23 protein-coding genes and 1 pseudogene are annotated in these 24,888 nt (G+C 64.9%); 4 read left to right on the top strand and 20 right to left on the bottom strand.

The window, feature by feature from the left end:
• Positions 1-17 precede the first annotated feature (17 nt).
• On the bottom strand, positions 18-239 hold the full coding sequence (locus C2L64_RS53090) for a hypothetical protein (RefSeq protein ID WP_131240041.1): 222 nt from the start codon (positions 237-239) through the stop codon (positions 18-20).
• Positions 240-963: 724 nt separating this feature from the next.
• Here C2L64_RS53090 and C2L64_RS07590 point away from each other — a divergent pair.
• Positions 964-2,370, top strand: coding sequence for an aminotransferase-like domain-containing protein (locus tag C2L64_RS07590; protein WP_007583695.1), 1,407 nt, complete (start codon positions 964-966; stop codon positions 2,368-2,370).
• A gap of 30 nt (positions 2,371-2,400) precedes the next feature.
• Here the strand turns inward: C2L64_RS07590 and C2L64_RS07585 are convergent.
• The 8 genes and pseudogenes from C2L64_RS07585 to C2L64_RS07550 all read right to left on the bottom strand — a co-directional run bounded on the left by C2L64_RS07585 (position 2,401) and on the right by C2L64_RS07550 (position 9,930).
• Positions 2,401-3,105, bottom strand: a pseudogene (locus tag C2L64_RS07585) (carbonic anhydrase).
• 420 nt (positions 3,106-3,525) lie between these two features.
• Entirely contained in the window at positions 3,526-3,993 is a 468-nt protein-coding gene (locus C2L64_RS07580; RefSeq protein ID WP_007583693.1) for a Fur family transcriptional regulator, read from the bottom strand.
• A gap of 196 nt (positions 3,994-4,189) precedes the next feature.
• Positions 4,190-5,179, bottom strand: a complete 990-nt coding sequence (locus tag C2L64_RS07575; RefSeq protein ID WP_090837868.1) for a lysylphosphatidylglycerol synthase domain-containing protein — start codon at positions 5,177-5,179, stop codon at positions 4,190-4,192.
• Positions 5,176-6,039, bottom strand: a complete 864-nt coding sequence (gene hpnK, locus C2L64_RS07570; protein ID WP_090837870.1) for a hopanoid biosynthesis-associated protein HpnK — start codon at positions 6,037-6,039, stop codon at positions 5,176-5,178. The genes C2L64_RS07575 and hpnK overlap by 4 nt, the downstream gene beginning before the upstream one ends.
• Complete coding sequence (hpnJ, locus tag C2L64_RS07565; protein WP_079485319.1) at positions 6,036-7,460, bottom strand: hopanoid biosynthesis associated radical SAM protein HpnJ; 1,425 nt, start codon at positions 7,458-7,460, stop codon at positions 6,036-6,038. The genes hpnK and hpnJ overlap by 4 nt, the downstream gene beginning before the upstream one ends.
• Before the next feature lie 57 nt (positions 7,461-7,517).
• Positions 7,518-8,750: a bacteriohopanetetrol glucosamine biosynthesis glycosyltransferase HpnI gene (gene hpnI, locus C2L64_RS07560; RefSeq protein WP_007734104.1), complete on the bottom strand. Its 1,233-nt coding sequence runs from the start codon at positions 8,748-8,750 to the stop codon at positions 7,518-7,520.
• 78 nt (positions 8,751-8,828) lie between these two features.
• The gene (locus tag C2L64_RS07555) at positions 8,829-9,188 is read right to left on the bottom strand and encodes a hypothetical protein (protein WP_007734106.1); all 360 of its coding nucleotides are present in this window, start codon (positions 9,186-9,188) and stop codon (positions 8,829-8,831) included.
• A 202-nt stretch (positions 9,189-9,390) separates the two neighbouring features.
• Positions 9,391-9,930, bottom strand: a complete 540-nt coding sequence (locus C2L64_RS07550) for a cytochrome b (RefSeq protein WP_090837872.1) — start codon at positions 9,928-9,930, stop codon at positions 9,391-9,393.
• A 220-nt stretch (positions 9,931-10,150) separates the two neighbouring features.
• Here C2L64_RS07550 and C2L64_RS07545 point away from each other — a divergent pair, with 220 nt between their 5' ends.
• Together C2L64_RS07545 and C2L64_RS07540 are read left to right on the top strand one after the other, a co-directional pair.
• Positions 10,151-10,810 (top strand): response regulator, encoded by a 660-nt coding sequence (locus tag C2L64_RS07545; protein WP_007583686.1) that lies wholly within the window; start codon positions 10,151-10,153, stop codon positions 10,808-10,810.
• Positions 10,807-12,243, top strand: coding sequence for an ATP-binding protein (locus C2L64_RS07540; RefSeq protein WP_007583685.1), 1,437 nt, complete (start codon positions 10,807-10,809; stop codon positions 12,241-12,243). Before C2L64_RS07545 ends, C2L64_RS07540 begins: the two co-directional genes overlap by 4 nt.
• A 113-nt stretch (positions 12,244-12,356) precedes the next feature.
• On the opposite strand, the gene C2L64_RS07535 is transcribed toward C2L64_RS07540, so the two are convergent.
• From C2L64_RS07535 to C2L64_RS07525, 3 genes are all read right to left on the bottom strand, one after another.
• Positions 12,357-12,608 carry a hypothetical protein gene (locus C2L64_RS07535; RefSeq protein WP_007734108.1) on the bottom strand — a complete coding sequence of 84 codons (252 nt, stop codon included), beginning with the start codon at positions 12,606-12,608 and terminating at the stop codon, positions 12,357-12,359.
• 95 nt (positions 12,609-12,703) lie between these two features.
• On the bottom strand, positions 12,704-13,156 hold the full coding sequence (locus C2L64_RS07530) for an SET domain-containing protein (protein ID WP_007583683.1): 453 nt from the start codon (positions 13,154-13,156) through the stop codon (positions 12,704-12,706).
• 134 nt (positions 13,157-13,290) lie between these two features.
• Positions 13,291-14,208: a nitrilase-related carbon-nitrogen hydrolase gene (locus C2L64_RS07525; protein WP_090837874.1), complete on the bottom strand. Its 918-nt coding sequence runs from the start codon at positions 14,206-14,208 to the stop codon at positions 13,291-13,293.
• A gap of 95 nt (positions 14,209-14,303) precedes the next feature.
• Here C2L64_RS07525 and C2L64_RS07520 point away from each other — a divergent pair, with 95 nt between their 5' ends.
• Positions 14,304-15,200, top strand: a complete 897-nt coding sequence (locus tag C2L64_RS07520) for a LysR family transcriptional regulator (protein WP_090837877.1) — start codon at positions 14,304-14,306, stop codon at positions 15,198-15,200.
• Here the strand turns inward: C2L64_RS07520 and C2L64_RS07515 are convergent.
• From C2L64_RS07515 to pgaB, 8 genes are all read right to left on the bottom strand, one after another.
• Entirely contained in the window at positions 15,190-16,521 is a 1,332-nt protein-coding gene (locus C2L64_RS07515; protein WP_090837880.1) for a sensor histidine kinase, read from the bottom strand. The genes C2L64_RS07520 and C2L64_RS07515 overlap by 11 nt on opposite strands.
• Positions 16,518-17,264, bottom strand: coding sequence for a response regulator (locus C2L64_RS07510; protein WP_007583675.1), 747 nt, complete (start codon positions 17,262-17,264; stop codon positions 16,518-16,520). Before C2L64_RS07510 ends, C2L64_RS07515 begins: the two co-directional genes overlap by 4 nt.
• A 67-nt stretch (positions 17,265-17,331) precedes the next feature.
• A complete protein-coding gene (locus tag C2L64_RS07505; protein WP_007583673.1) occupies positions 17,332-17,703 on the bottom strand; it encodes a GFA family protein in 372 nt (123 codons plus the stop codon).
• Positions 17,704-17,841: 138 nt separating this feature from the next.
• On the bottom strand, positions 17,842-19,077 hold the full coding sequence (locus tag C2L64_RS07500) for a hypothetical protein (RefSeq protein WP_090837883.1): 1,236 nt from the start codon (positions 19,075-19,077) through the stop codon (positions 17,842-17,844).
• A 9-nt stretch (positions 19,078-19,086) separates the two neighbouring features.
• Positions 19,087-20,916 (bottom strand): glutamine--fructose-6-phosphate transaminase (isomerizing), encoded by a 1,830-nt coding sequence (glmS, locus tag C2L64_RS07495; RefSeq protein WP_090837885.1) that lies wholly within the window; start codon positions 20,914-20,916, stop codon positions 19,087-19,089.
• Between the two features lie 46 nt (positions 20,917-20,962).
• On the bottom strand, positions 20,963-21,415 hold the full coding sequence (locus C2L64_RS07490; RefSeq protein ID WP_007734118.1) for a hypothetical protein: 453 nt from the start codon (positions 21,413-21,415) through the stop codon (positions 20,963-20,965).
• Between the two features lie 67 nt (positions 21,416-21,482).
• On the bottom strand, positions 21,483-22,784 hold the full coding sequence (pgaC, locus tag C2L64_RS07485; protein ID WP_007734119.1) for a poly-beta-1,6-N-acetyl-D-glucosamine synthase: 1,302 nt from the start codon (positions 22,782-22,784) through the stop codon (positions 21,483-21,485).
• Between the two features lie 55 nt (positions 22,785-22,839).
• Positions 22,840-24,882, bottom strand: coding sequence for a poly-beta-1,6-N-acetyl-D-glucosamine N-deacetylase PgaB (pgaB, locus tag C2L64_RS07480; RefSeq protein WP_007734120.1), 2,043 nt, complete (start codon positions 24,880-24,882; stop codon positions 22,840-22,842).
• Between the last annotated feature and the right edge of the window lie 6 nt (positions 24,883-24,888).

Raw genomic sequence — 24,888 nt, 5'->3', positions numbered from 1 at the left:
CGGTGCCGGCGCGTTCATTACAAGTGAACCGGGATCAGGACGGGACGCGCCTTGCGCGGCTTGACCACGACAGTGATTTTCTTGTCGTCTTGCCTGTCCGTTTGCGACTGCGCCTGCGATTGTTGTTGCGGCTGCGCTTGCTGAACCTGCACTTGGGTCGTCATCTCAATCTCCTTTGGGGTTGGCGTTAACTCTGTACTGCTTAACAAGCTGTCCACCACCGTGGCCAGTTCTTTCACACCCGGAGCCAGAAACCCAAAGCCGTGTGGCGGGCAGCATCGCCTCGCCAATGGCGGCAGGCCGATGAGCGCAACAGGCTTAACTTGTAGCCCCGTTCTCCGCCGTGGATCTGACGCCGGGCGCGGCTTCCCGGCCGCTCCGGCGCAGTCAGACGTGTGTGTTGTTTATCGGCCCGATGCCGCCGATCGCAGCCTCGCGCGCTGTCACCGAATGCGTGCCCGAGTGTCGGACTCACGCCGCAGCCAGACGCTCTCGACGAACAAAACGGGCGCTCCCGCAAAGGGAGCGCGCCTGAAGGTCGATATAGGTCTGGGCGGTCCAGCCGGATTCTCGTCAATGGCCGCCGTTCGTTGTTTCTCTCAGGTTCTGCTTTCTCTCAGGTTCTGCTGGGCCGTATCTTTTTTGCACGGCCTCGGAAATTCAGTTCGTACAGTTCCGTTTTTGCGGAATCAGCTAAAGTGTTCGTTCGTTTTGGCCAGTGTTCGAGGAATTCATCGAATTTCAACTAACCCACTGATTTACCGAGAATTTCACTTTAAAATTCATACAAACAAACTAACTCGTTGGGCCTATTGTTCCGGTAAACTGCGATAACTGGAATGAACACTTTCGATCAATTTGCGTGAAGTGTTCGGCAAACTCGCATGAACACTTTCAGAGCAATCATCTTGATGGGACCAAAGTAAGGTGCTAGCGCGCCCACTCTGGTCGACAGGGAGGCGAATGAAGATCACCCTCGACGTCGCAACGGCTACCCCGCTGACGGAACAGATCGTCGGTCAGGTCGAAGCGCTGATCCTGGCGCGCGAACTGCGCGTCGGCATGCGCCTGCCGTCTATCCGCAAGTTCGCGGCCGAGCACAACATCAGCCGCTTTCCCGTCATCGAGGCCTACGACCGGCTCGCCACGCGCGGCCTGCTGCAGCCCAAGCACGGTTCCGGCTACTACGTCGCCGAACAGTTCGAAAAGGCGCCGCGCGCCACGCGCGGGCTCGACGCGATCCGCGCGACGCCCGAATCCGACCAGATCCTGCGGCAGTTCGAGCGGCCCGACGAGGTGCTGAACCTGTCGATCGGCTTCATTCCCGAGGCGTGGCGCGATGTCGAAGGCATTGCGCAGGCGATCCGCCAGGCGTCCCGCACGGACGCGCGCAGTCTTATCGACTACGCGATTCCACAGGGCGACCCGGTGTTGCGGGTGCAGATCGAACAGCGCCTCGCGTTTGTCGGCGTGGCGGCGGAGCCGCAGAACATCATGGTGACCAACAGCGCGAGCGAGGCGCTCGACCTCGTCGTGCGGATGCTGCTCAAGCCGGGCGATACCGTGTTCGTCGAAGATCCCGGCTACTTCAACCTGTTCGGGCTGCTCAAGCTGCAGGGTATCGAGCTGGTCGGCGTGCCGCGTCTGTCGAGCGGGCCGGATGTCGAGGCCGTCGAGGCGCTGCTGAAGGAGCATCGGCCGAAGCTCTTTTTCATCAACACCGTCTTTCACAATCCGACGGGCACGAACGTCGCGCCGCACGTCGGCTTCCGGTTGCTGCAGCTCGCGCAGGAACACGACTTCATGATCGTCGAAGACGACGTCTACGCGGATTTCCAGGCGATTCCCACGCAACGTCTCGCGTCGCTCGACCGGCTGAAGCGCGTCGTGTACATCGGCGGGTTTTCGAAGAGCCTGTCGTCGTCGCTACGGCTCGGCTATATCGCCGCCGAAGCGGGGTTGGTCAAGCACTTCGTCGAAGTGAAGGCGCTCACCAGCCTTGGCGGCACGCGCTTTAGCGAGCGCGTCGTGGCCGCGCTGCTCGAGCGCGGCACGTATCGCAAGCATCTGGAACGGCTGCGGCGGCGCGTGAATGGCGCCATTTCGACCGCGGTGGAATTGCTCAACGGCATCGGCTGGCAAGTGTTCGACGAGCCGTGCGGCGGCACGCTGGTGTGGGCGCGCGTGCCGGGCGTGCCGAATTCGGATGTGTTCGTCGCCGAAGCGGCCCGCGCCGGCATCACCGTTCAGCCGGGCAGCTACTACCGGCCGCACGGAGAGATGACGCCGTGGGTCCGGTTCAATACCGCGTATCTCGACAATGAGCGAGCGCTGGGATTCTTGCGGCGCGCGGCGGCGATGGGCGATTGAAGCGAAACGGCCGCACCGCGCCCTGCGCGATCAACCGCCCTGCTCCCGCTGAATTCGCGTGCGCGCCTCGCCGAGACTTTCAAAGCTGTCATCGTCTTCGTTGAACACCGAAATGCGCCCATGCCCGATGTCTTACACCCAGCCCTGGAGATCGAGGCGCTTTTGCGCGAGCCGCCCGGCGACGGACGGATGCGTGCGCAGATGCATCAGTTGCAGCCGGATGTTTTCCTCGACGAGCGCCTGCACGAGATGATCGCTGTCGACCTTGCGCGCCTGCACGACGCTGCGCGCCGTCTCCGCATTGCGCAGCCACGCATTGACGGTCGGCATGTCTTCCGCTGTCATCGGCGCGGTGCCCGCGAGGCCGCGCATCGCGCCGCAGTCGCTATGTCCGCATACCACAATCTGCCGCACGTTCAGCGCAAGCACCGCGTATTCGACGACAGCCGACACGCCGCCCAGCATTTCGCCGTAAGCGGGGACGATATTACCGATATTGCGGCACACGAAGAGCTCGCCCGGATGCGTTTGCGTAATCATTTCCGGCGAGACACGCGAGTCAGCACACGTGATGAACAGCGTGTGCGGCGCCTGACCTTGCGCAAGACTTTCGAATAGCGCCTGGGTGGCGGGAAACACCTCGTCGCTGAACTGCTCGACGCCGTCCAGCAGGTGCTGCAGGTCCGACTTCGCCGGGTCGCGAAGCCGTCTGGTGTTGAACATATCGTCCGACATGAGGCTGTCCCCCTTCGCAGCGCGCTGGATCATGGATCAGGGAGTGTACGACGGGAATGCGTCAGCGGGCAGTCACACGCGCTGAGCCACGGCGCGCGAACGGAGAGATGCCATAAAAGAAGCCCCGGCCGGACGTGATCGGAGCGGCGCGGGGCTCGACAAAAAGCTCGCCTGTTCTCAAGAGGCAGGCTCACGTTACGCGCGTCAAAAAAACGGAGCAATCGAAAAAACCCCCGGACGCCGGGTGCGGCGACCGGGGGAAGCTCTCTCGCGCGCGAAGGGAAGCACCGCGCACAAGAGTCACTTTAGCGGTTCGCGCGCCACGGATTAACGGGTCGCGCGGAAACACTCCTTTCCAGCGCGCACAAACGGGCGCGGCGCTGATGTCCCACGTTGATGTTCCGCGCTTATGTCCCACGCTCACTTCGCACGCGGCCTCGGTGGATGTGCGCGCGCTGCGCAATCCGCGCACACCCCGTGCAACGCCAGCGTCTTGCCGACAATGCGCAAGCCGAACTTCTTCGCGATCGCGATGCGCCGGCGATTGATCTTCGGGTCGGAGAACTCTTCGACGCGCCCGCACACGACGCACACGAGATGATCGTGCGCCTTGCCCGAATTCAGTTCGTAGAGGCTGTGATGCTTGCCGAGCGGCACGTTCGCGACGAAGCCCGCCTCCACCAGCTGACTGAGCACGCGATAGGTGGTCGACAGGTTCATGCGTTCGCCGCCCGCAGCGATGCGGCGGTGAATCTCTTCCGCGCTGAAATGGCCGTGCTCCGTGCGTTGCAAATAGTCGAGCACGGCGACCTGCGCAGCCGTGCCTAGCAGGCCGGCTCGTTTGAGCGCGTCGAGCGTTCGGGTCGGAAACGTTGACAAGGGCGGCATGCGCAGCCGTTCTGAATCGAATCGAGGGAACCGGCTTTCAGCCTATGACATCGGCACGAATATTTCCGGAACCTAGTTGATTGCGATTCGCATTCGGCAACGCGCACACGCGACGCACAGCATGCGTGGCATGAAGAACAGGATCATCAGCGAGAACGCTGGCGCCCTAAAGCATCCGCGCGATGCTCGACAGGACTCAGCGCAGGTTTCTCGCGACACCACCACCACGGTTGCGCACGAGCTCTGCCGCCTGCCACGATGCCAGCGCCACACAGCCGAACAGGACTTCGCGCATCCGCTTGACGAGCGCAAGCGACAGCGCCGTCTGCTCATCGACGCCGAACATTCGCGCGAGCAACACGACGACAGCCTCCTGCACGCCCAGCCCCGACGGCACGAAGAACGCCGCATGGCGCGCCGCCTGGGTGAGCGCTTCGATGGCGATCGCGCCGCCAATGGAAACGGGATGTCCGAGCATCCACAGCGCGACATACACCTCCGACGCGCCGAGCAGATAGCCGGCAAACTGCCAGACAAACGCGCGCAACAGCAGACGCGGCTCACGCAGCAACGCATCGATCGCGGCATCGAGCCGCGCGCCGCCGATGCGCTCCACGTTCCAGTGCGCGCTCATCGGCAGACGCGCGGACCAGCGCTCGATCGCGTGAAATAGCCCGCCGCGCCTGAGCAGCAAGAACACGACGACGGGCAGCGGCAACGACAGCAGCAACGCCGCGCCGACGGTCGCGAGCAAACCATCGTGGCCCGTCTGCGCGACGATCATCACGAGCCCGAGCGCGGCGAACACATACTGGACGGCGAGCGTCACCAGCACCTCGACGATCACCGACGCGCACACCAAGCCCGTCTCGTCGACTTTCCAGCGCGCGAGCCGCACGCCGACGAACTCCCCGCCGATGCTTGCGACAGGCAGCAGCCGGCTCACCGCCTCACGCACGGTCGCAACCCACCACAGATAGGCGAGCGACGCACTTCTGCCGAGAAGAAGCCGCCACGCCTGGGCATCCAGCAGCAACGGCAGCGCATGCAGCGGTACGAGCCACAGCAGCGCGAAGCCTGCCGAACGGATCGCGTGCAGCACGTCGTCGATGCCGCTGTGCAACGCCAATGCGATCAGCACCGCGATGCCCGCAGGCAATCCCAGCCATTTGAGCCACTTGATCATAGGTAAGACGGCTGCGCGAACACGTCGGCGAAACCGCCCGTGATCGCCCCGCTCGCGGCTATCGCCGACGCGACACGCGCGGACAGCAGTGCGTCCAGTTCGTCGCTGTGCCGGTACGTCTGCATCGTCGGCGTGATCGCGCCTTCTCCGGCCACGGCGGGATGACTGTAAATCTCGCCGACGCCTTCCGGCAGCCGTGCAAGCGCGGCGAGCAGCGCCGCCTCGTCCATATGCCCTGTCTGCGACATGCCTATCACGTAGTCGTTGTGTGCAATACCGGCATTATCCAGCTGCTTGCGCACGCGTGCCATCCACGGCCTGATCCACGCAGGCGCGCCCGGCTCGTACGGCAGCCGCATCGCCTTCAACCCATATTCGCTCCCCACTTCGATAATCATCGCGAGCACCGTTGGATGCAGATGAAAGTGCTTGTGCGTATTGACGTGATCGAGCGTGAGCCCCGTGCGTGCGAAGGCCTGAAACTGCGCGCGGATTTCCGCCTTCAACTGGCGCCGCACTTCAGGCAGGAGGAAAAAGCGAAAGCCGTTGCGCACCATCCGTTCCCCGAGCCGCCCATGTCTGTCGACGAGCGCGGGAATCAGATGCGTGGCGAGCATGGGGACGCCGTCCGCGAGCACGAGATGCAAACCGACGCGCAAACTCGGATAAAGGTGCGCGCGGCGCACCGCATCCGCCGAGGCGGGCGCGGACACCATCAGGCTCGCCGACGTCAGGACACCATGCAGATGCGCGCGCTCGACGGCTTCGTTGATCCGCACATGCAGACCGAAGTCGTCGGCCGTCACGATCAGCGCGCGTCGGGGAGCGTTTATCGAGCGCTGCGCCGACTGTCGCGTCATGCCTCGCGCGCCCGCAGGAAACGGAAGAACTCGACGCCTTCGCGCAGACGCCGTTTCATCATTTCCCAGCTCAGCAGCATCTCGCGCACGATCTCCCAGATCTTCGACGGACGGAAATAAAACTGCCGGTAGAACTGTTCGAGATGGTGATAGATCTCGTCACGCGACAGATGCGGATAGCCGATGGCCGCCAGCTGCACGCCTTCCTTGCTCACCAGGTTGATTACCTTGTTCTCTTCGAGCCAGCCGTTTTCGACGGCCTGCTTGTAGAGCGTGGTGCCCGGATATGGCGCGGCGAGCGACACCTGAATGGTGTGCGGGTTGATGTCCTTCGCGTATTCAATGGTCTTCTGGATCGTCTCCTTCGTTTCGCCCGGCAAGCCGAGTATGAAGGTGCCGTGAATCTTGATGTCGAGCTTGCGGCAGTCTTCGGAGAAGCGCCGCGCGATGTCGGTGCGCAGGCCCTTCTTGATGTTCAGCAGAATCTGGTCGTCGCCTGACTCGTAGCCGACCAGCAACAGGCGCAGGCCGTTCTCTTTCATGATCTTGAGCGTCGAGTACGGCACATTCGCCTTCGCGTTGCACGACCACGTGACGCCGAGCTTGCCGAGACCGCGCGCGATTTCCTCGACGCGCGGCTTGAAGTCGGTGAACGTGTCGTCGTCGAACATGATCTCCTTCACTTCGGGCATGTTGTCGCGAATCCACTTCACTTCTTCGAGCACGTTCTCGACGGAGCGCGTGCGATAGCGATGCCCGCCCACCGTCTGCGGCCACAGGCAGAACGTGCACTTCGAGCGGCAGCCGCGCCCGGTATAGATCGATACATACGGGTGCTTCAGATAGCCGATGAAGTAGTTCTCGATCTTCAGATCGCGCTGATAAACGGGCGCGACGAACGGCAGCTCGTCCATGTTCTCGAGGATCGGGCGCGCTTCATTGTGCTCGATCGAGCCGTCCGCGGCGCGATAGCTCAGGCCCTTGATCTGCGAGAACGGCAATCCTTCGGCGATCTCCTTGCAGGTGAAATCGAACTCTTCGCGGCAGACGAAATCGATCGACTCGCTCGCTGTCAGCGAGTTGTGCGGATCGACGGCGACCTTCGCACCGACCATGCCGATCAACACCTTCGGTGCGCGCGCTTTCAACTGCTCAGCAAACAGTGCGTCAGTCGGAAACGACGGCGTGCTCGTATGGATGACGACGAGTTCGTATTCCTGCGCGATCGCGAGCGACGCTTCGACGGAAAGACCATCGGCGGGTGCGTCGAGCACGCGGCTGCCCGGCACCAGCGCGGCCGGCTGCGCAAGCCACGTTGGATACCAGAACGAGCGGATCTCGCGCTTTGCCTGATAACGCGACCCCGCGCCGCCGTCGAAACCGTCGTACGACGGTGCCTGCAAAAATAACGTCTTCTTCATATTCGCTTTCCACGAGTTGTAATTGAGCTGAGCGCGCGCGATGCTCTCGCGACGCGCTCAGCGTCCATCGGATACTTCGAGTGCGTTGGCGGGTTCAGGCCGGAAAACCGTCGTGGCGTTGTCCGTGGCTTCGACGGGCACGCGTACGCCGCGCCACACCACCGTCGAGCCGAACGCTCCTGCCACCCACTGCGCGAACAGCAATGCATCGCGCACGGGCATCAGCGCGAGATCGCGCCAGAACTGGCGTCGCTCGCCGCCCATCAGCGCATGCAGGACGACGCGCGCCGACACACCCGTCACGACAGCGACGACGAGCGCGATCGACACGGCGGGATGCTCGTTCGCGCGATGCAACGCGAACGCGAGCCACGCGCCGCAGACTATCCACGGCAGCGTGAATGTCACGAACAGCGACGCGAAGCCCGTGCGGTTCACCGAGCGGATCGTGCGCAGCCAGCGCGTCTCGCGATCCCACAGCGCGGCGAGCGTGCGCTCGGTCACATCCGTCTCGACGACGACGGGCGACAGCACCGTTTGCAGATTCAACTCGCGCACATGACCGGCCAGCCAGTAGTCGTCGGCGAGCGTGTTACGCAGCCGCTCGAAGCCGCCGATGCCCGCCAGCGTCGAGCGCCGCAGCGCGAGCGTCGCGCCGAAGCCGAAGCGCGTCGAGCCAAACGCATGTGCGATGCGCACCGACGGCACGAACCATTCGTTGATGAACTGCGCCCCCACGCGCGACCAGAAGCCGGCAATGCCTTTCGCGCGATACAGGCACGTGACGACGCCAACCTGCGGACCGGCGAGCGGCGCGCAAACGCGCTCCAGGTAATCCGCTTCGACGGCGATATCGCTGTCCGCGATCACGAATACGTCATGGTGCGCCCATTGCGCGAGATTGATCAGGTTGCTCACCTTCAGGTTCGTGCCGTGCACGCGCGGATCGACGACGAGCGAAATCCGGCAATGCGGATAGGTGGCCTGCAGGCGATGGACGATCGCGATAGCGGAATCGTTCGCGCTCGATACGCCGCAGATCAGTTCGAAGCACGGATGCGACTGCTCGCAGAAGGTCGCGAGATTGTCGAAGAGCCGTGGCTCGGCGCCGCACAGAGGCTTGAGCACGCTGACGGGCATCGGCGCACGCGCGGGCAACGATCGCCGTTCGTGCGCGGCGGCACGCGACACTGACACGAGCGAGGCCAGCACGGCCATGAGGGCATACAGCGCTGCGCCGCACACAAGCATCATCGGTAACCAGTCAATACGTAACAGCGTGTCCTGCATGTTGTCGATTGCTCCCGCTGAAATGAACGCAGGCTGGCCGTCGTGTCGACGCGCGCAGCCACGAAGACACAGCCCGCATCACCATCCCGTCGCTTGAACGGGAACGTAAGGCATGCCGATGAAATGCAGATGAAGGATGACGAGTCCGCGCGCGGGACAGATTGCGGAGACGCAAACGGCATCGCGCCGTGGTCCGATGAAATGCGCATGACGTCTTTTCACAGCCGCGCGAAATGCCATGCGCGCTGCACGACGTGTAATCAGAACGGCAGCCAGCAACAGGCCGAATGTCAGCACCCGGAACGTCGCTGTCTCGAACAGCGTCTGTGGAAACTTGCAGAAGAAAAGCAGGCTCACGACACAGACGTCGATGGCCGTCGCGGCAACAGAAGCGGTGACGAGGTGCGCGCGGATCATCTGAACAGTGGTTTGCTTCATGGCGAGCCAGCCCTACGTGGCGCGCACCGGCCCGCTGCTGCTACTTCGCTGATGTGAAGCCTGCGTGACGGTGCGACAGATTCGAGCGTGCCCAGCCATGCTGAACACGACGCACCGATGGTAGCGAGCGGATTCTGAAGGGAATATTAAGCACTTGAAGTCGATACGTGTTTCAGGCGGCTTGCATCACATTGCTTGCGACTTACGGCAGCATCCGCTGCAACACGTTGTCTTTCAGCACGACGCGGTGAAACAACGCGCCGCCTACATGCAGCACGATCAGCGCAAGCAGCACCCATGCAAGCCAGCTATGCACGTCGCCGAGTGCGTGGCCCGTCGGCGAACCGGACGCCGTCAGATCAGGATAGCGAACCATCCCGAACAGCTTCACCGTCCAGCCGCGCGACGACGCGTTCGCCCATCCCGCGAGCGGCACGGCGATCAGCAGCGCGTACAGCAGCGCATGCGTCGTCGATGAAATCACGCTGAGTGCGCGCGACAATTCCGCGGCCTGCGGCACATGCGTCGCGCGCCACGCAATGCGGCACGCCACCGCCGCGACGATCGCCGCACCCACGCCAAGATGCCATGCGATCAAGCCGTTGGGCAACGTATCGCGATGCACGTCAGGCATCGTCCAGCCGATCACAAACTGCGCGGCGACGAGCAGCGCGACCAGCCAGTGGAACAGGCGTGCGACGCCGTCATAGGCGGCGCGTTGGGCAAAAGCATTGAGGTTCATTGTCGGTCTCTTATGAAGTCGTACGGCGGGCCGGATCGAACATGGCGCTGACGCAAGCGCGAGGCACGCGTCAGGCGGCGATGCTAACGGCGGGAACCTGAAGAAATGCTTAACACCCTCAAACGATGGCAAGCGCACGTATACATGCCATGCGGCATCCGCGCTAGACTCGCAGTCAATACGACAGCCAGAGACCAGGCACAAGCCGGACAACGACACCATGCGCATTCTTCTCGTGGAAGACGACGACCTGATCGGCAGCGGCCTCGAAGTCGCGCTGCGCAATGCGGGCTTCACCGTCGACTGGGCGCGCGACGGTCAGCATGCGCAACTCGCGCTCGCGACCACGCCCTATCTGCTCGTGCTCCTCGATCTCGGCTTACCGAAACTTTCCGGCATGGAGCTGCTGAAGTCGCTGCGCGCACGCGGCAACGACATCCCCGTGCTCGTGCTCACCGCGAAGGACACCGCCGCCGACAAGGTGCGCGGCCTCGACGCCGGCGCCGACGACTACCTCGGCAAGCCGTTCGATCTCGCGGAGCTCGTCTCGCGCTGCCGTGCACTGATCCGCCGCTCGCAGGGGCGCGGCAGCGAGCTGATTGCCTGGCGCGACCTGAGCGTCGACCCCGTCGCGCAGACGGTATCGAGAAACGGCGTACGCGTGCCGCTCACCGCGCGCGAATGGGCCGTGCTGATCCACCTGCTCACGCACTCAGGCGTGCCGCAGCCGCGCGCCAGGATCGAGGAAAGCCTGTATGGCTGGCAAGAGGAAGTCGAAAGCAATGCGATCGAAGTGCACGTGTCGAACCTGCGCAAGAAGCTCGGCGGCGATGTGATCCGCACCGTGCGCGGCTTCGGCTATATCGTGGACAAGACATGACGCAGCCGCGCTCGACATCGATCCGCCGCCGCCTGATGTGGCTGATTCTCGTCAGCGTCGGCGCGGTGTGGGCAGTCATGTTCGCGTGGAGCTTCAACAACGCGACGCGTGAAGTCGACGAATGGGACAGAGCTCGCCTGATCCAGCTCGCGCATCTGCTGGCGCGGCTCGACGACCCGAACCTGGCGCGGCTCGCAACTGGCGGTATCGATGTTCGCAACGAGTACTCGCGCGCGTCGCCCGCCCTCGACGACGACACCGACGCGCGGCCCCGCTATGCGCTCTTCGAGGTGCGCGATGCAGCCGGCCGCGTGATCGTCGCGAGCCCCGGCCTTGCCGCGCTGCATCGCGCCGCCCAGCCGGGCGAAGCCGCGCAAAGCGTGCACACGATGACCGTGGACGGCCAGCCTTGGCTCGCCTACGCGTTGCAAGACAGTGCAACGGGCCGCATGGTGCGCGTGTTCGAACCGGCCAACGTGCGCAGTGACCTGACGACGGGCGTGGCGAGCCGCATCGCGCGGCCGATGGCGTTTGCGCTGCCCGTGCTCGCGCTGCTCGTCTGGTTCAGCGTGGGCCACAGCTTCAGGCCGCTGTCGACGATCTCGAAGGCCGTGCGCATGCGCGACAGCCGCAATCTCGAGCCGATTCACGTCAATCCGTCACCCGCCGAAGTCCGGCCGCTCGTCGATGCGATCAACCAGTTGCTCGCGCGATTGCAGCAGTCGATCCTGCGCGAGCGCGCGTTCACGGCCGACGCCGCGCACGAGCTGAAGACGCCGCTGGCCGCGATCAAGGTCCAGGCGCAGGTGGCGCTCGCCGCGCACGACAGCGCGCAACAGCAGCAGGCGATGCGCCGCGTGGTCCAGGGCGTCGACCGCAGCGCGCATCTTGCCGAGCAGCTGCTGCTGCTCGCGCGGCTCGATGAGCGCGACACGGTGGCGACGGCGCCCGTCCGGCTGCATGAGGTCGCCGGCGAGGCGATCGCGTTCCGCGCGCCGCATGCTGAAGACAAATCGATGGCGGTGGTGCTCTCGGGCGAGCGCGACGCCGAAGTCTATGCGGACCGCGCGCTGGCCCGCACGCTGATCGACAACCTGCTCGACAACGCAATCAAGTACGGCGAGGCCGGCGGACGCGTACACATCACCGTGCTGGCCGACGCGCAGACGGTATCGCTGACGGTCTCCGACAACGGCCCCGGCGTCTCCGACGAAGAACGCCTGCGTCTCACCGACCGCTTCTTTCGCGGCGCGTCGGCGTCCGCGAGCGGCAACGGCAGCGGGCTCGGGTTGTCGATCGTCGCGCGCATTGCCGCGCATTTCAACGCGCAGATTCATATCGGCTCGGGCATCGGACGGCGCGGGCTTGCCGTGCAGATCGCGTTTCCGCGCGTGCCGGGCGCGCGCCCGCGTGAGACAGCGGGAACGTCCTGACGGGATCAGCGACGCGCGCCTGCGCGTCTCGCTCTGCTCGAACGTCGGTAAGGAAAAGAAAAGAGAGGTGACGCAAACCGCTCGCCGCGTTGCAGGCGAGGTTCACGCGTACATCAGGGAAAGAGCGGCAGCGACATCGGCTTATCGACGTTCGCCGCTTTCACACGGGCGGGCCGTGCCGCGCGCGGCTTGCGCTGGCGCATCGGCGCCCCGGCGCGGTCGAGGCATCGGCAGACGCGCACGAGCGCGCTCGACAATGACGCGGGCTGCGCCATCAGCGAAGGCAGCGACGCCTCCAGTTGCATCAGCAACATCGGCAAGGTCGGTGCCGGGGAATGCAGGGTCTTCCGTGGTCGGTTTGTCATGGACGCCTCTCGGGAACGCTGCGGGGACTGTATCACAGCCCGACGGCAGCCCTTCCCGAACCCGCGCCAGCGTCCAGAACCCGCAAGCTCACGCCTCAAGCCAGCGCGTCTTCCCCCGTCGCGAGCATCGTGCCGCGGCATGCAGGCGATCCGCACCGGCACACATACTGGCTGCGCGTTTCCTCGTCTTGCGGGTCGTCGACGGCCAGTCCGTACGAGATGAACAGTTCTTCGCCCTGCTGGATATCGACGGCGGCTTCGATGAACACGCGGCCGTCGATCTCGACCGCCTCGCAATTGGCCCGGCACGCGTGGTTCAGCCAGCGCGCGCTATTGCCGCCGACGCTGCCGTCGATCACGCGTCCATCCGACAGGCCGAACACGAATGTGTGCCCGTAGTCGCCCGTGCGTTCGATGCGCCGCGCGGCACGCCGCCATGACGTCACTTCGCCTTTGTATTCGATGATGCGTTCGCCCGCCGCGAGCATGCATAGCGCGAACACACCTTTGCCGTGAATCGGCGACCGCCTGACTGATAAACGACGCATGGCCTGCTTTCGAAGAAGAATGATCCCTTCAGTATAGAGCGCGAAAAAAATGCGCTGTTATCGATGTGCGTATGTTCGTCCTCTTGTGCGCATCGAAATCGCGACAATGCGCTTCAGCGCCCATGCGCGAACGATCAGAAACGCGCCTGCGTGCGCTTCACGACTGCGACGCTCACGGCCACAGCGCCGCGCGCATTCGCGCTGCGCGGCTCGAAAAGCTGCGCGCCTGAATACGGTTCATGCGCGAGCCGCGCATACAGGTCCGGGCGTCGCGCTTCGAGCCAGCGGTGCGCCGGACTCGCGCCGATCGAAGCGGGATCGAGATCCGCGGCGATCATATCGTCGCCGGATGCGCGTTGGGCGACGACCTGACCGCAGGGATCGACAATCGCGCCGTCGCCCGCGTCGCTGTAGACGACGAACATGCCGTTGTCGAGCGCACGCGCCGGCAGCGCGCGGCGCATCCATGCGCCCGCCTCGTCGCTTGCGTCCGTCTGCGCATGCGGCGCGACCAGCAGCGCCGCGCCGAGCAGCGCGGCCATGCGCGCGTTCTCCACCAGATAGTTGTCGCCGCCGATCAGCACCGCGAGCCGCCATCCCGCTTGCGCATCGAACACCGTGAAGCAGTCGCCGCGCGCGATATGCCGCTGACCATCGCGTTGCAGCTTGCGATGCACATGCCGCTTGCCGCCCGGTAGACAGACGACGTAACTGCTATACAGATCGCCGTTCGTCGCGCGCTCGATCAGCCCGACACCCGCCGCCACGCCAGTTCGCTCGACGGCATCGGCGACGGCCTGCACGCTCGCGCTATCGACGCTCGCCGCAAGCGCTGCAATCTCCGCGCGCCGCGTTCTGCGTGCCTCCGCCGACGCAGGCGTGTCCATGCCGCCCGTCAGGCAGGCTTCGGGAAACACGGCGAGCCCGACGCGTTCGCGTGCCGCCTGCTCGATCCGCGCGACGACGTGCGCAACGTTATGGTCGATCTCACCGTGCCGCGCGGCGAACGGAATCGACGCGACGCGCAGCGTCGCGGAGGGCAAGGTGGACATGGCGGGTCTCAAAAGATGAATCGGATGCCATCATTGGACCGCTCGCCATTCGATAAGTAAAATGAATAATCCAATCGATACGATAACTTACGAGAATGGAAATCCGTCTGTTACGCGCGTTCCTGACGGTCGCGAACCTTCGGCATTTCGGCCGCGCCGCCGAAGCGCTGCATCTCAGCCAGCCCGCGCTGAGCAAACAGATCGTCGTGCTCGAAGAGAGTCTCGGCGGACGGCTCTTCGAGCGCGGCCGTCACGGCGCCGGGCTGACGGCATTCGGCGAGGCGTTCCTGCCCGATGCCGAAACGCTCGTGCGCGATGCCGACGACATGCTCGCCCGCGCCCGCGAGGCGAGCAGCGGACAGCGCGGCCATCTGCGCATCGGCCTGTGCCTGTCGACGCTCACGCTCGCGCCGCCGTTGATCGCCGCGTATCGCGCGCAGCATCCGCAGATCGGCGTCACGTTGAACGACTTGTCGTCGGCGGAGCAGACGCGGCGCATGTTCGCCGGCAAGCTCGACGTCGGCTTCGTGCGCCTGCCTGCCGCCGCGGGTCTGTCCGCGTTCGCGGTGATCGACGAGTCGCTTGCGCTCGCGGTGCCGCAGCACGCGAAGTGGAAGCGCCTGCCGGCAAAGCTGGACGAGTTCAATGAGTTGGGTTTCATCGCGCTGGCGCGCAGCAAAGGGCCAGGGACGGCGGCCATGATCGACGCGTGGTGCGCCGAGCGCGGCTTCGTGCCGCGCGTAATCCAGCAGGCGGACGATTTCCAGTCGGTGCTCGCCGCGGTCGCCGCGGGTGTCGGCGTCGCGTTCGTGCCGTCGCGCGCGGAACATCTGCTGCGCGACGCCAAGGTGCTGCGTTTGAAGGACGCCTCCGCGCAATGGCGCGTCGGACTTGCATGGCAGACGGAACGCGACGATCCCGTCGTGGCGCGTTTCGTCGACTACGTGCGCGCCGCGACGAAGCACGGCGCGGCGGCACCCGTCACAGCGTGAGCCGCGCTTCCAGCCCGCCGCCTTCGCGGTTGCGCAAGGTCAGCGTGGCGCTCATCGACTGCGCCAGTTGCTTCGCGATGGCGAGTCCGAGCCCCGTGCCTCCCGTTTCACGGTTACGCGAGCTTTCGACGCGATAGAACGGCTGGAATACGGCATCGAGCAGTTCCTGCGGAATGCCGGGACCGCGATCGAGTACGACGACCGACAGTTGCCGCCCGCGCGACGCATCGACGCTCACTTCCACCGTCACCGCTTCGTGCCCCGAATACTTCAGCGCGTTGTCGATCAGGTTGCCGAGAATGCGGCGCAGTGCCTGCGGGCGCGTCGTCACCGGCTGGCCGACGTGCCCTGTCAGCGAGACGGGATCGCCCGCATCCGTATAGTCGCTGACCATGCTTTCGATCAGTGCATCGGGATCGATGCGGCGCGGCTTTTCGTCGGCGCCGTGCAGCGTGCGCGCATAGGCGACGCCTTCGCGCACCAGCAATTCCATTTCCTTCAGATCTTTTTGCAGGCGCGCGCGCTCGGCTTCGTCGTCGAGCAGATCGGCGCGTATCCGCATCCGCGTGATGGGCGTTTGCAGGTCGTGCGAAATCGCCGCGAGGATTTGCAACCGCTCGCGCATATAAATGCCGATGCGCGTCTGCATCGCGTTGAACGCTTTCGACGCGCGCGCCACTTCTTCGGGGCCGTCTTCAGGCAGCGCGGCGGGCGCGAGATCGGGACCGAGCGTGTCGGCGGCGCGCGCGAGACGTTCGAGCGGACGCGTGGCGAGGCGCACTGCGAGCCACGCGCAGCCCGCGAGCAGCGCCAGTTGGGCGACCAGCACGAGCGGCAGCCACGGCGACAGCGGGATGCCGTGCATCGGATGCATGTCGATCGTGAGCGGCGTGCCGTCGCTCAGCGTCAGGTGCACTTCGAGATGCTCGCTCTCGCCGGGGACCTCGTTGGCCGTCACCTTGTACTGCGGGCCGATGTCCTTCGCGATCGACGCACCGATTTCCCGCGAGAGCTTCGCGTCCGGCGGCATGCCGCTCGTGCCCGGACCCAGCACGAAACGATAGCTGCGCCGCGCGAGCTTCGGCAGCCATTCCTCGCGCTCGGCGGGCGTCAGGCGGTCCAGCAGCGCGACGGAGCTGGTTACTTCCTGGCCGATGTAGCCGACCATCACGTGCATGGTCGCCTCGTTGCGCTCGGTCATCGTGAGCCAGAACGACAGCGTCTGCGCGGCCAGCAGCCCGGCCACGAAAATCAGCGACAGCCGCATGAACAGCGTGCGCGGCGGCCACAGGCCGCGCAGACGAGCGATTGCCGCGTTCATCCGCCGTTGTCCTCGGCCGTCACGAGCGACGAGAACACATAGCCTTCGTTGCGCAGGGTCTTGATGTAGCGCGGCTCGCGCGCGTCGTCGCCCAGACGCTGACGCACGCGGCTCACCAGCAGATCGATCGAGCGGTCGAACGGTTCCGTCTGCCGCCCTTGCGTGAGAGTGAGCAATTGGTCGCGCGTCAGCACGCGCTGCGGATTGTCGACGAACACGCGCAACAGCCGGTATTCCGCGCCGCTCAACGCGACCATCGTGCCGTCGCTGTCGATCAGATTGCGGCCGATCGTATCGAGCCGCCAGTCGCCGAAGCGCAGGAAGTGCGCCGCGTTCGCCGGCTCGTCGCTGCCGCCGGGCGGCATCATGCGGGCGCGCCGCAGGATCGCGCGGATGCGGGCCAGCAGCTCGCGCACCGCGAAGGGTTTCGCCAGATAGTCGTCAGCGCCCATTTCGAGGCCGACCACGCGATCGGTCTCCTCGCTCAGCGCCGTCAGCATCAGGATCGGGATGGTCTGAAATTCACCCGCGCGCAGTTCGCGGCACAGGTCGAGGCCGCTTTCGCCGGGCAGCATCAGATCGAGCACGATCAGGTCGGGCCGCTCGTCGGCGAGCGACGCGCGCATTTGCCGGCCACCCGACGCGAGCGTCACGCGCACGCCATTCCTGGTGAGGTACGTGCCGACCAGCTCGCGAATGTCGCGGTCGTCGTCGACGATCAGAACGTGATCCGTTTTGTCCACACAAGGCTCCTTCGCCTGCCAGAGTTCGCTTATCTTACGCGTCCTTTATGCACCCTTCAGGCGGCCTTCAGGCGTCTTCCACCACGGACAGGCTCTTGCCGTCCGACACCGACGACTCCAGCGCATACGGATCGACGTCGTCCAGACAGCCGATATTCACGCGCCACAGGTTCGGGTCCTTGCGTGTCTGATGAAACGGATAGATGCCGCACTGCTTGCAGAAATAATGCTTCGCGACTTGCGTGTTGAACTGGTACAGCGTCAGGCTGTCCTCACCGGACACGATATTGAGCGCGCCCGCCGGAAAGAACGGCGACATCAGCGCGCCCTTGCGCCGGCACAGGCTGCAGTTGCAGCGGACGGCGGGCGCGACGGGCGTTTCGACGGTGAATTTGACGGCGCCGCAATGGCATGAGCCGTGGTGAGTGTGGGTAGTCATGGCGTGTTCCTCGATGCGATGACGGTTTTATACCCTGGCCCATTCCCGGCTATGTGTCCCAATGTATCTGGCCGGTACAGCGATACAAAAAGTGGGGTGCGTGCGGCCCGGAGTGTCACCGCACGCACGGGGAAATTGCTATCCCTTGCACAGATCCTTCGCATCGGGCACCTTCACTGCATTCCCGGCCTTCAGATCGAAGTCCGCCTCCTGCAGCCCTTTCGGGCTCGTCGCGACCCAATGCAACTGGGTCGGCGAGCGCACCAGCCCGACGCTGCCTGTATAAGTCCACGCAATCGGCGAAGGCTGCGTGCCCGCCAGTTCGATCGACGCAGGCGTGAGCTTCAGATGCAGCAGCCGTCCATCCTGCGACGGCGTGAACGCCCGCTCGCCAATCACCGGGATGCCCGCCTCGCGCACTGACGCCGGCATGCAATCGAGCGTCGCCGTGGTCTGGCCGCTCGCGTCGATCAGCTGCGCGAAGCCTTTGCCCTTGTCGCTCGTCGCGACGACGACGAAGCGATCGATGGACGGCACGTACGCCGCCGCATACGTGTAGTACAGCAGCCGGTCCGCGATCACGCGCGGCTCACTGAGCGCGCCCGTCGACGGATCGAGCGTCGCGACCTTCAGCCGCGCCCAGGTCTCGCCGCTCACGTACTGCTGCCACACGAGCAGCGCGCGCGTCGGCGAGGCGGCAATCATCGGCCACCATTCGCGCACGCGCGGCGCGACGTCAATGGCCTGCAGCAGCGCGCCGTCGGCATCGTAGGTCTTCACATACACGCCGTTGCCCGTGCCGAGGTTATCGACGCCGCCGCCGTTCACCCAGTCGTTCGAATAGAACACGACGAAGCGCGAGCCGACGGCGGCTACATGTCCCGAGTGACCACCCGACAGCACATCGTTCGGATACGGCTTCACGTCCTTCAGATCGGACGTATAGACGCCATAGCGCTGGCTCACTTCATTCGGCGTGTTCCAGCCGTCCTCGAACGACACCATCACGCGGCCCGTATCGTTCTGCGCGACGGACACGGGCTCCTGCGCCTCCGGCCGGCTGATGAACACGCGCGGACGGTCGAGCTTCGGCTGCTGCGGTGTCCAGCGCGCGATGTACACATCGTGCGTCCAGTTGCGGTCGCGCCCCGCGCCGCGCGGCGGCAGGCCCGAGCTGCTGAAGAACACGGTCGTCACGCCCTGCGCATCCGTAATCGCACCGATGCCGTGCATGTAGGCGCGCAGGTCGCCCGTCGGCACGCTCGCGGCTTTAGCGGCTTTGGCAGCCTTCGTTCCGCCCGCTAGCGCGGACGGAACGACGCAGCTTGTGGCCACCGTGGCCGCCACGACGAGCACTGCAATCGTAGTCCGCATGAGCGCCCTTCACTCCACCGTGACCGATTTCGCGAGATTGCGCGGCTTGTCGACGTCGGTGCCGCGTGCGCAGGCCGTGTGATACGCGAGCAATTGCAGCGGCACCACATGCAGGATCGGCGACAACGGCCCATAGTGCTCGGGCAGCTGGATCACGCGCACGCCGTCGCGGCTTTCGATCTTCGTGCCCGCATCGGCGAGCACGTACAGCTGGCCGCCGCGCGCGCGCACTTCCTGGATGTTCGACTTGAGCTTTTCGAGCAGCGCGTCGTTCGGCGCGATCGTGATGACGGGCATCTCGTTGGTGACGATCGCCAGCGGCCCATGCTTCAGCTCGCCCGCCGGATACGCTTCCGCATGCACGTACGAGATTTCCTTGAGCTTGAGCGCGCCTTCGAGCGCGATGGGGTAATGCACACCGCGTCCGAGAAAGAGCGCGTGGTCCTTGCGCGCAAGCGCTTCCGCCCATGCGACGAGCTGCGGCTCCAGCGCGAGCACGCTATTGAGCGCGGCAGGCAGATGATGCAGTTGCCGCAGCGCGTGCGCTTCGTCGTCGGCGCTCACGTGGCCGCGCTCCTTGCCGAGCGTGAGCGCGAGCAGGAACAGCGCGACCAGTTGCGTCGTGAACGCCTTCGTCGAGGCGACGCCGATCTCCGGCCCCGCACCCGTGAGGTACTGCAATTCCGTGAGCCGCATCATCGAGCTATGCGGCACGTTGCAGATCGCGAGCGTATGGTGATGGCCGAGTTCCTGCGCATGCTTCAACGCGGCGAGCGTATCGGCCGTCTCGCCCGATTGCGACACGACGACGACCATCGCGCACGGATTCACCACGCTCTCCCGATACCGGTACTCGCTCGCTATCTCCACCTGCGTCGGAATCCCCGCGATCGATTCGAGCCAGTACTTCGCCGTCAGCGCGGAGTAATAGCTCGTGCCGCACGCGAGCAGCAGCAGCGAGTCGATCTCGTTGAACGCGCGCTGCGCATTCGCGCCGAACAAGGCGGGGGTGATCGAACGGACGCGCTCCGTCGCGTCGGCGACGACGTCCGGCTGCTCGAAGATTTCCTTCTGCATGTAGTGACGGTACGGGCCGAGTTCGGCCGCGTAGTGGCTCGTGTGCTGCGCCTGCACTTCGCGGCGCACGGTCGCGCCGTCGCGATCGACGATATGCACGCCGTCGCACGACAGCACTGCGATATCGCCTTCTTCGAGGAAGATGAAATGTTCGACCGTGCCCGACAGCGCCATCGCATCCGAGGCCAGATAGTTGCCGCGCTCGCCCACGCCGATTACCAGCGGCGAGCCGGCGCGCGCGCCGATCACGCGGTCGGGCTCGTTCTTCGCGAACACGGCGATCGCATATGCGCCGCGCAGACGCAGCAACGCGCGTTGCACAGCCGTCAGCAGATCGCGCGACGGGTCCTGCTCGCGCGTGTGATGGATCAGATGCGCGATCACTTCCGTGTCGGTATCCGATTCGAACACATAGCCAAGCGCTGTCAGCTCGTCGCGCAGCGGCTCGTGATTCTCGATGATGCCGTTGTGCACCAGCGCGATCTCGTCGCGAGAAAAGATCGGGTGCGCGTTGTCGGTGACGGGCGCGCCGTGCGTCGCCCAGCGCGTATGCGCAACGCCGATCGTCCCCGCCAGCCTTGCTTCCTGAACCTGGTCCGCGAGATTCGCGACGCGTTCGACGCTGCGCACGCGGCGCGGCGCGCCGTGTTGCAGGACGGCGACGCCGCACGAGTCATAGCCGCGATATTCGAGCCTGCGCAGGCCTTCCGTCAGCACGCCGACGACGTCGCGCTGGGCCACTGCTCCTACGATTCCGCACATGTTGGTCTCCGTGTTGCGTGTGTTTGTACTGTGAGAACGCGCTCGCTTATGCCGCTTCGCGTTCGAACTCGCGCACGCTCATGACGTGCGAGATCATGCCGTCGGCATCGTGATAGGCGACGAGGCAGCGGCCCGCATCGCCTTCGGGAATTTCATGCGTGGTCTGCGGCGCTTGCACCTCGCTCGTCTGCGGCATGCGGCGCACGCGGTTCGTGCTCATCGCGTCCATCTGGCGGCCGAAGGTCCACAGAATCATCGCCAGAGCGACAATACCGATGCCCATGATGCCGGGCATGAACGCGTCGAGCGACAGCTCTTCTTCACTCGCATTCGCAAGACACCAGCGGATATACAGCGCGGCCAGCACCCACGTGCCGAGCACGAGCGTCGGGCGCACCACGCGATACCACGCAACGGTGCGCATGGCTTTGGCCCTGCTGCCTTCCGTAGCGAACTGCGAGACGGACTGCTTCGAAACATCGATGATCGGAAATTCCATGTTTTTCCCCTGAGACGGTTGACTTGCGTTGTCAATTCGATTGCTTCATCCCACGTGCTTCAATGCTTCATTCCGTTCGCTGCGAGAGCAATGCCGCCGAGGCGTCGGCCGTTACCGCGCCGCTCGAACGGATGCCGCGATCCGGGCTGACCCAGCGCGCGCGTTTCCTGCGACGCTGGCTGACCACGCCCGGCAGCGCAATCACGGACGCGATCATGCTGATCGCCCAGAACGCGGCGGGATACCAGACGGTGTCGACGAAATAGCGCAGCAGGTTCTTGTCGTAGCGGCGATCGATCAGGCAGCCGATCAGAATCTGCGCGCAGCAGGTCGCGAACAGCAGCACACCCGTGCCGCGCGGCACGAACGCGAAGCGCCAGCTTTCGGGCAGCGTGAAGAGCGCGGTGGCCGCCATCATCACGAGCGTGAACAGCATGCAATACGCCCACACGATGCTGGTCGCGTACTCGACGAAGATCGGCCACATCATCATGTTGCGACGGGACAGCACGGCGCCTGCATACTTGAAGAGCACCTGGATGCCGCCCTTCGCCCAGCGCAGCCGCTGCTTGTAGAGCCCGCGGAAGGTCTCCGGCATCAGGATCCAGCTAAGCGCGCGCGATTCGAAATCCACGCCCCAGCCCTGCACCTGCAGCTTCCAGCTGATGTCGATGTCTTCCGTCAGCATGTCGGAGCTCCAGTAGCCCACTTCCTGCAGCGCGCGCTTCCTGAACATCGACACCACGCCCGACACCGTCAGCAAGCGTCCATACATATGCTGCGTGCGCTTGATGAGGCCGACGATCGACGAGAACTCGCCCACCTGCATGCGCCCGAGCAGCGACGAGCGCGTGCGGATGCGCGGATTGCCCGTCACCGCGCCGACGGATGCATCGTCGAGGAAGTGGCGCAGCATCCAGCCGATCGCTTCCTTGTCGAGCAGCGAGTCGCCGTCGATACACATCAGGTATTCGGCATCGGACAGCATCGCGGCCGTCGTGAGACCGATCGCCTTGCCCTCGTTCTGATGCTGGTGCACGACGACGAGCTTCGGATAGACGTTCACGAGCTGGTTCAGGATCGCGCCCGTTTCGTCACGGCTGCCGTCGTTGATCGCGATGATGTTGTAGTTCGGATAATTCAGCTGGTCGAGGCACGCGATCACTTCGCGCACGTTGTCCGCTTCGTTGTAGCAAGGCACGACGACGGACACTTTCGGATACGAGGCGAGCGGCGGCGCCGCCTTGCGCCCGGCGTCGCGGCGCTCGATCAGCAGATAGTGCAGCAATCCCCCCACCATCCACAGATACGCCATCAGCAGCGGATAGTAGAAGACGAAGTTCGAGATGATGTTCATTGCGTTTTTCATTGTGGTCCCCTGGTCCGGGTTGGCATCGCTTTGATCGACATGCGTCGCGCGAGGCTCAACCCAACATCCCCTGATTCGATCTCAGCGTGCTCTGCACCGACATCACGTCGCGCAGCACCGTCGTGTCCGGCCGGTTCTTCAGGAAGTCGTCCGGCCCGTAGCCCAGATGCACGACGCCCGCCGCGTTCAGCCGCTTCATCTGCGCGCGCAGCACGGCCGCCTCGACGGGCTGCTGTGTCTGCCGGTTGATGGCGGGCAGCTCGAACACGGTCTTCGCCACCGCGCCCTGCTGCTGCATCACCGTCTGCCGCAGGCTGTCGAGCCACGCGTCGCTGACGCGCTCGCCACCGGCACGCGGCTGCGCCGCCAGCGCGACGAAGTCATAGTTCGCCAGCGACGACGCGAGGCTCAACGAGAAGTTGCGCTCGGCGTTCGCGTCGAACACGGCCTCGGCGGGCACGGTGCGCGCCGTCAGCACGTTGCCGCCGCCCTGATAGGCGCGCACGCGCTCGGCAAGCTGGTTCGTGAACGTGTTCAGATACGCAGTTTTGCCCTTCGCCCAGCGCTGCATCAGATCGTCGGATGCGTGAATCTGCGCGACGTCGCCGGGCAGGCCCCACGAGCGGTACACGGCCAATGCCGCGGCGCTCGTGTCCTCGTACGCGTTCAAGGTCGCGTCCGCGCCGAACACGACGCCGTTGAAGCTCGAATAGCGCGTGAGATCGTCGTAGATGTCCTGGATGGTTTGACGCGCGACGGGATCGAACGGGCTCAGGCGCGGCGTGCGGCCTTGACGCGTATCGGCCGGGCCGTTGGCTGCGACTTCGACGAAACGTCCTGTCGCCGCATGCCCTGTCGGCAGATCGAACGCGAGCAGCGGCATGCGCGCGTACACCTGCACGCCGGCGCGCGTGATCAGTTGCCACGCAACGCGGTTGAACAGGTCGGCGCGCATCGGCATATGGCGGTTCGGGTAGTACAGCGCGCGCGCGACGCCCGTGTTGTCGGGGTCCCAGTACGCCTTCAGGTACACCGACTTCGGTTCGAGATCCTTGATGCGGTCGAGCAGCCTTCCGAGCTTTTCTTCGCTCTTGTTCGGATCGATGTCATACATCTCGTCGAGCGACACGTTCACCACGCGCTCGACGGGATTGTGCTCGCCGCGATACAGGCGCGACGAACGCATCTGCGCGATCAGCGTGCCTACGTCCCAGTCATACGACACGAGCAGGCGGCGAATTGCCGTGAGCGGCACGTCGGGCGTGTTCGGACCATCGTCGAGCGTGAAATGCACGGACATGCCGAGCGCCTGCGACGCCTTGATGAGCGCCGCGTTGTACATCCCGTACGGCCACACGGCCGAGCGCACCGCCACGCCCGTGCGGGCCTCGATCAGGTCGACGCTCTGCTTCAGGTCGTCGTGCACGCGCGCCTGGTACTCTTCGTCCGTCTCGTAGCGTTCCAGTTGCGGGTAATACAGATGCGCGCTCGCGGCGGGCAGTTCATTGCCTTGCGGATTGGCAAGCGCGCCGTGGTGCATGTCGTGCGTGTGCGACGCCACTTCGACGAGGCCGGAGTTCGCCATCTCGCGCAGATCGTCCCAGCTCATGAAGTAGCCCGGCGGCATCACCGACTTGTGGCTGATGCGCACGGGGTCGCCTGCGGGCGTGTCGGTCCAGCGCGTGACGACGCCGATCAGCGCGGGATAGCCGTACTGCTGAAGCAGCGGAAAGGCGTGCGTGAACTGGCTCTTGTATGCGTCGTCGAAGGTGAGCAGCACAGCGCGCGGCGGCAGGCGCGGACCGCCGTTGCGCGACGCGACGATCTGATCGACGCTCACCGGGCGGAAGTCCTTCGCCTTCAGCCACGCGAAGATCGTGTTGAGCGTGGCCGTGCTGATCGCGCAGGTATCGGCGACCGTCGACACATCGGCGCGCAAGTCGTCGCGAATGTCGTGAATGGCGAGCACGCGGAACGTCAGGCCATCGTCCGCGTCGGGCGGCGGCAAACGGTCGAGCGCGATACGGGCCTGCGCAGCGGGTACGGCGGCGAGACCTGCGGCGAATGCAAGAAAACGTCTGCGATTGAGCTTGTCCATGGTGAC

Source organism: Paraburkholderia hospita, assembly GCF_002902965.1.
GTDB lineage: Bacteria > Pseudomonadota > Gammaproteobacteria > Burkholderiales > Burkholderiaceae > Paraburkholderia > Paraburkholderia hospita.
The sequence above is the reverse complement of the archived record's forward strand: the minus strand, read 5'-3'. Positions and strand labels throughout refer to the sequence as shown.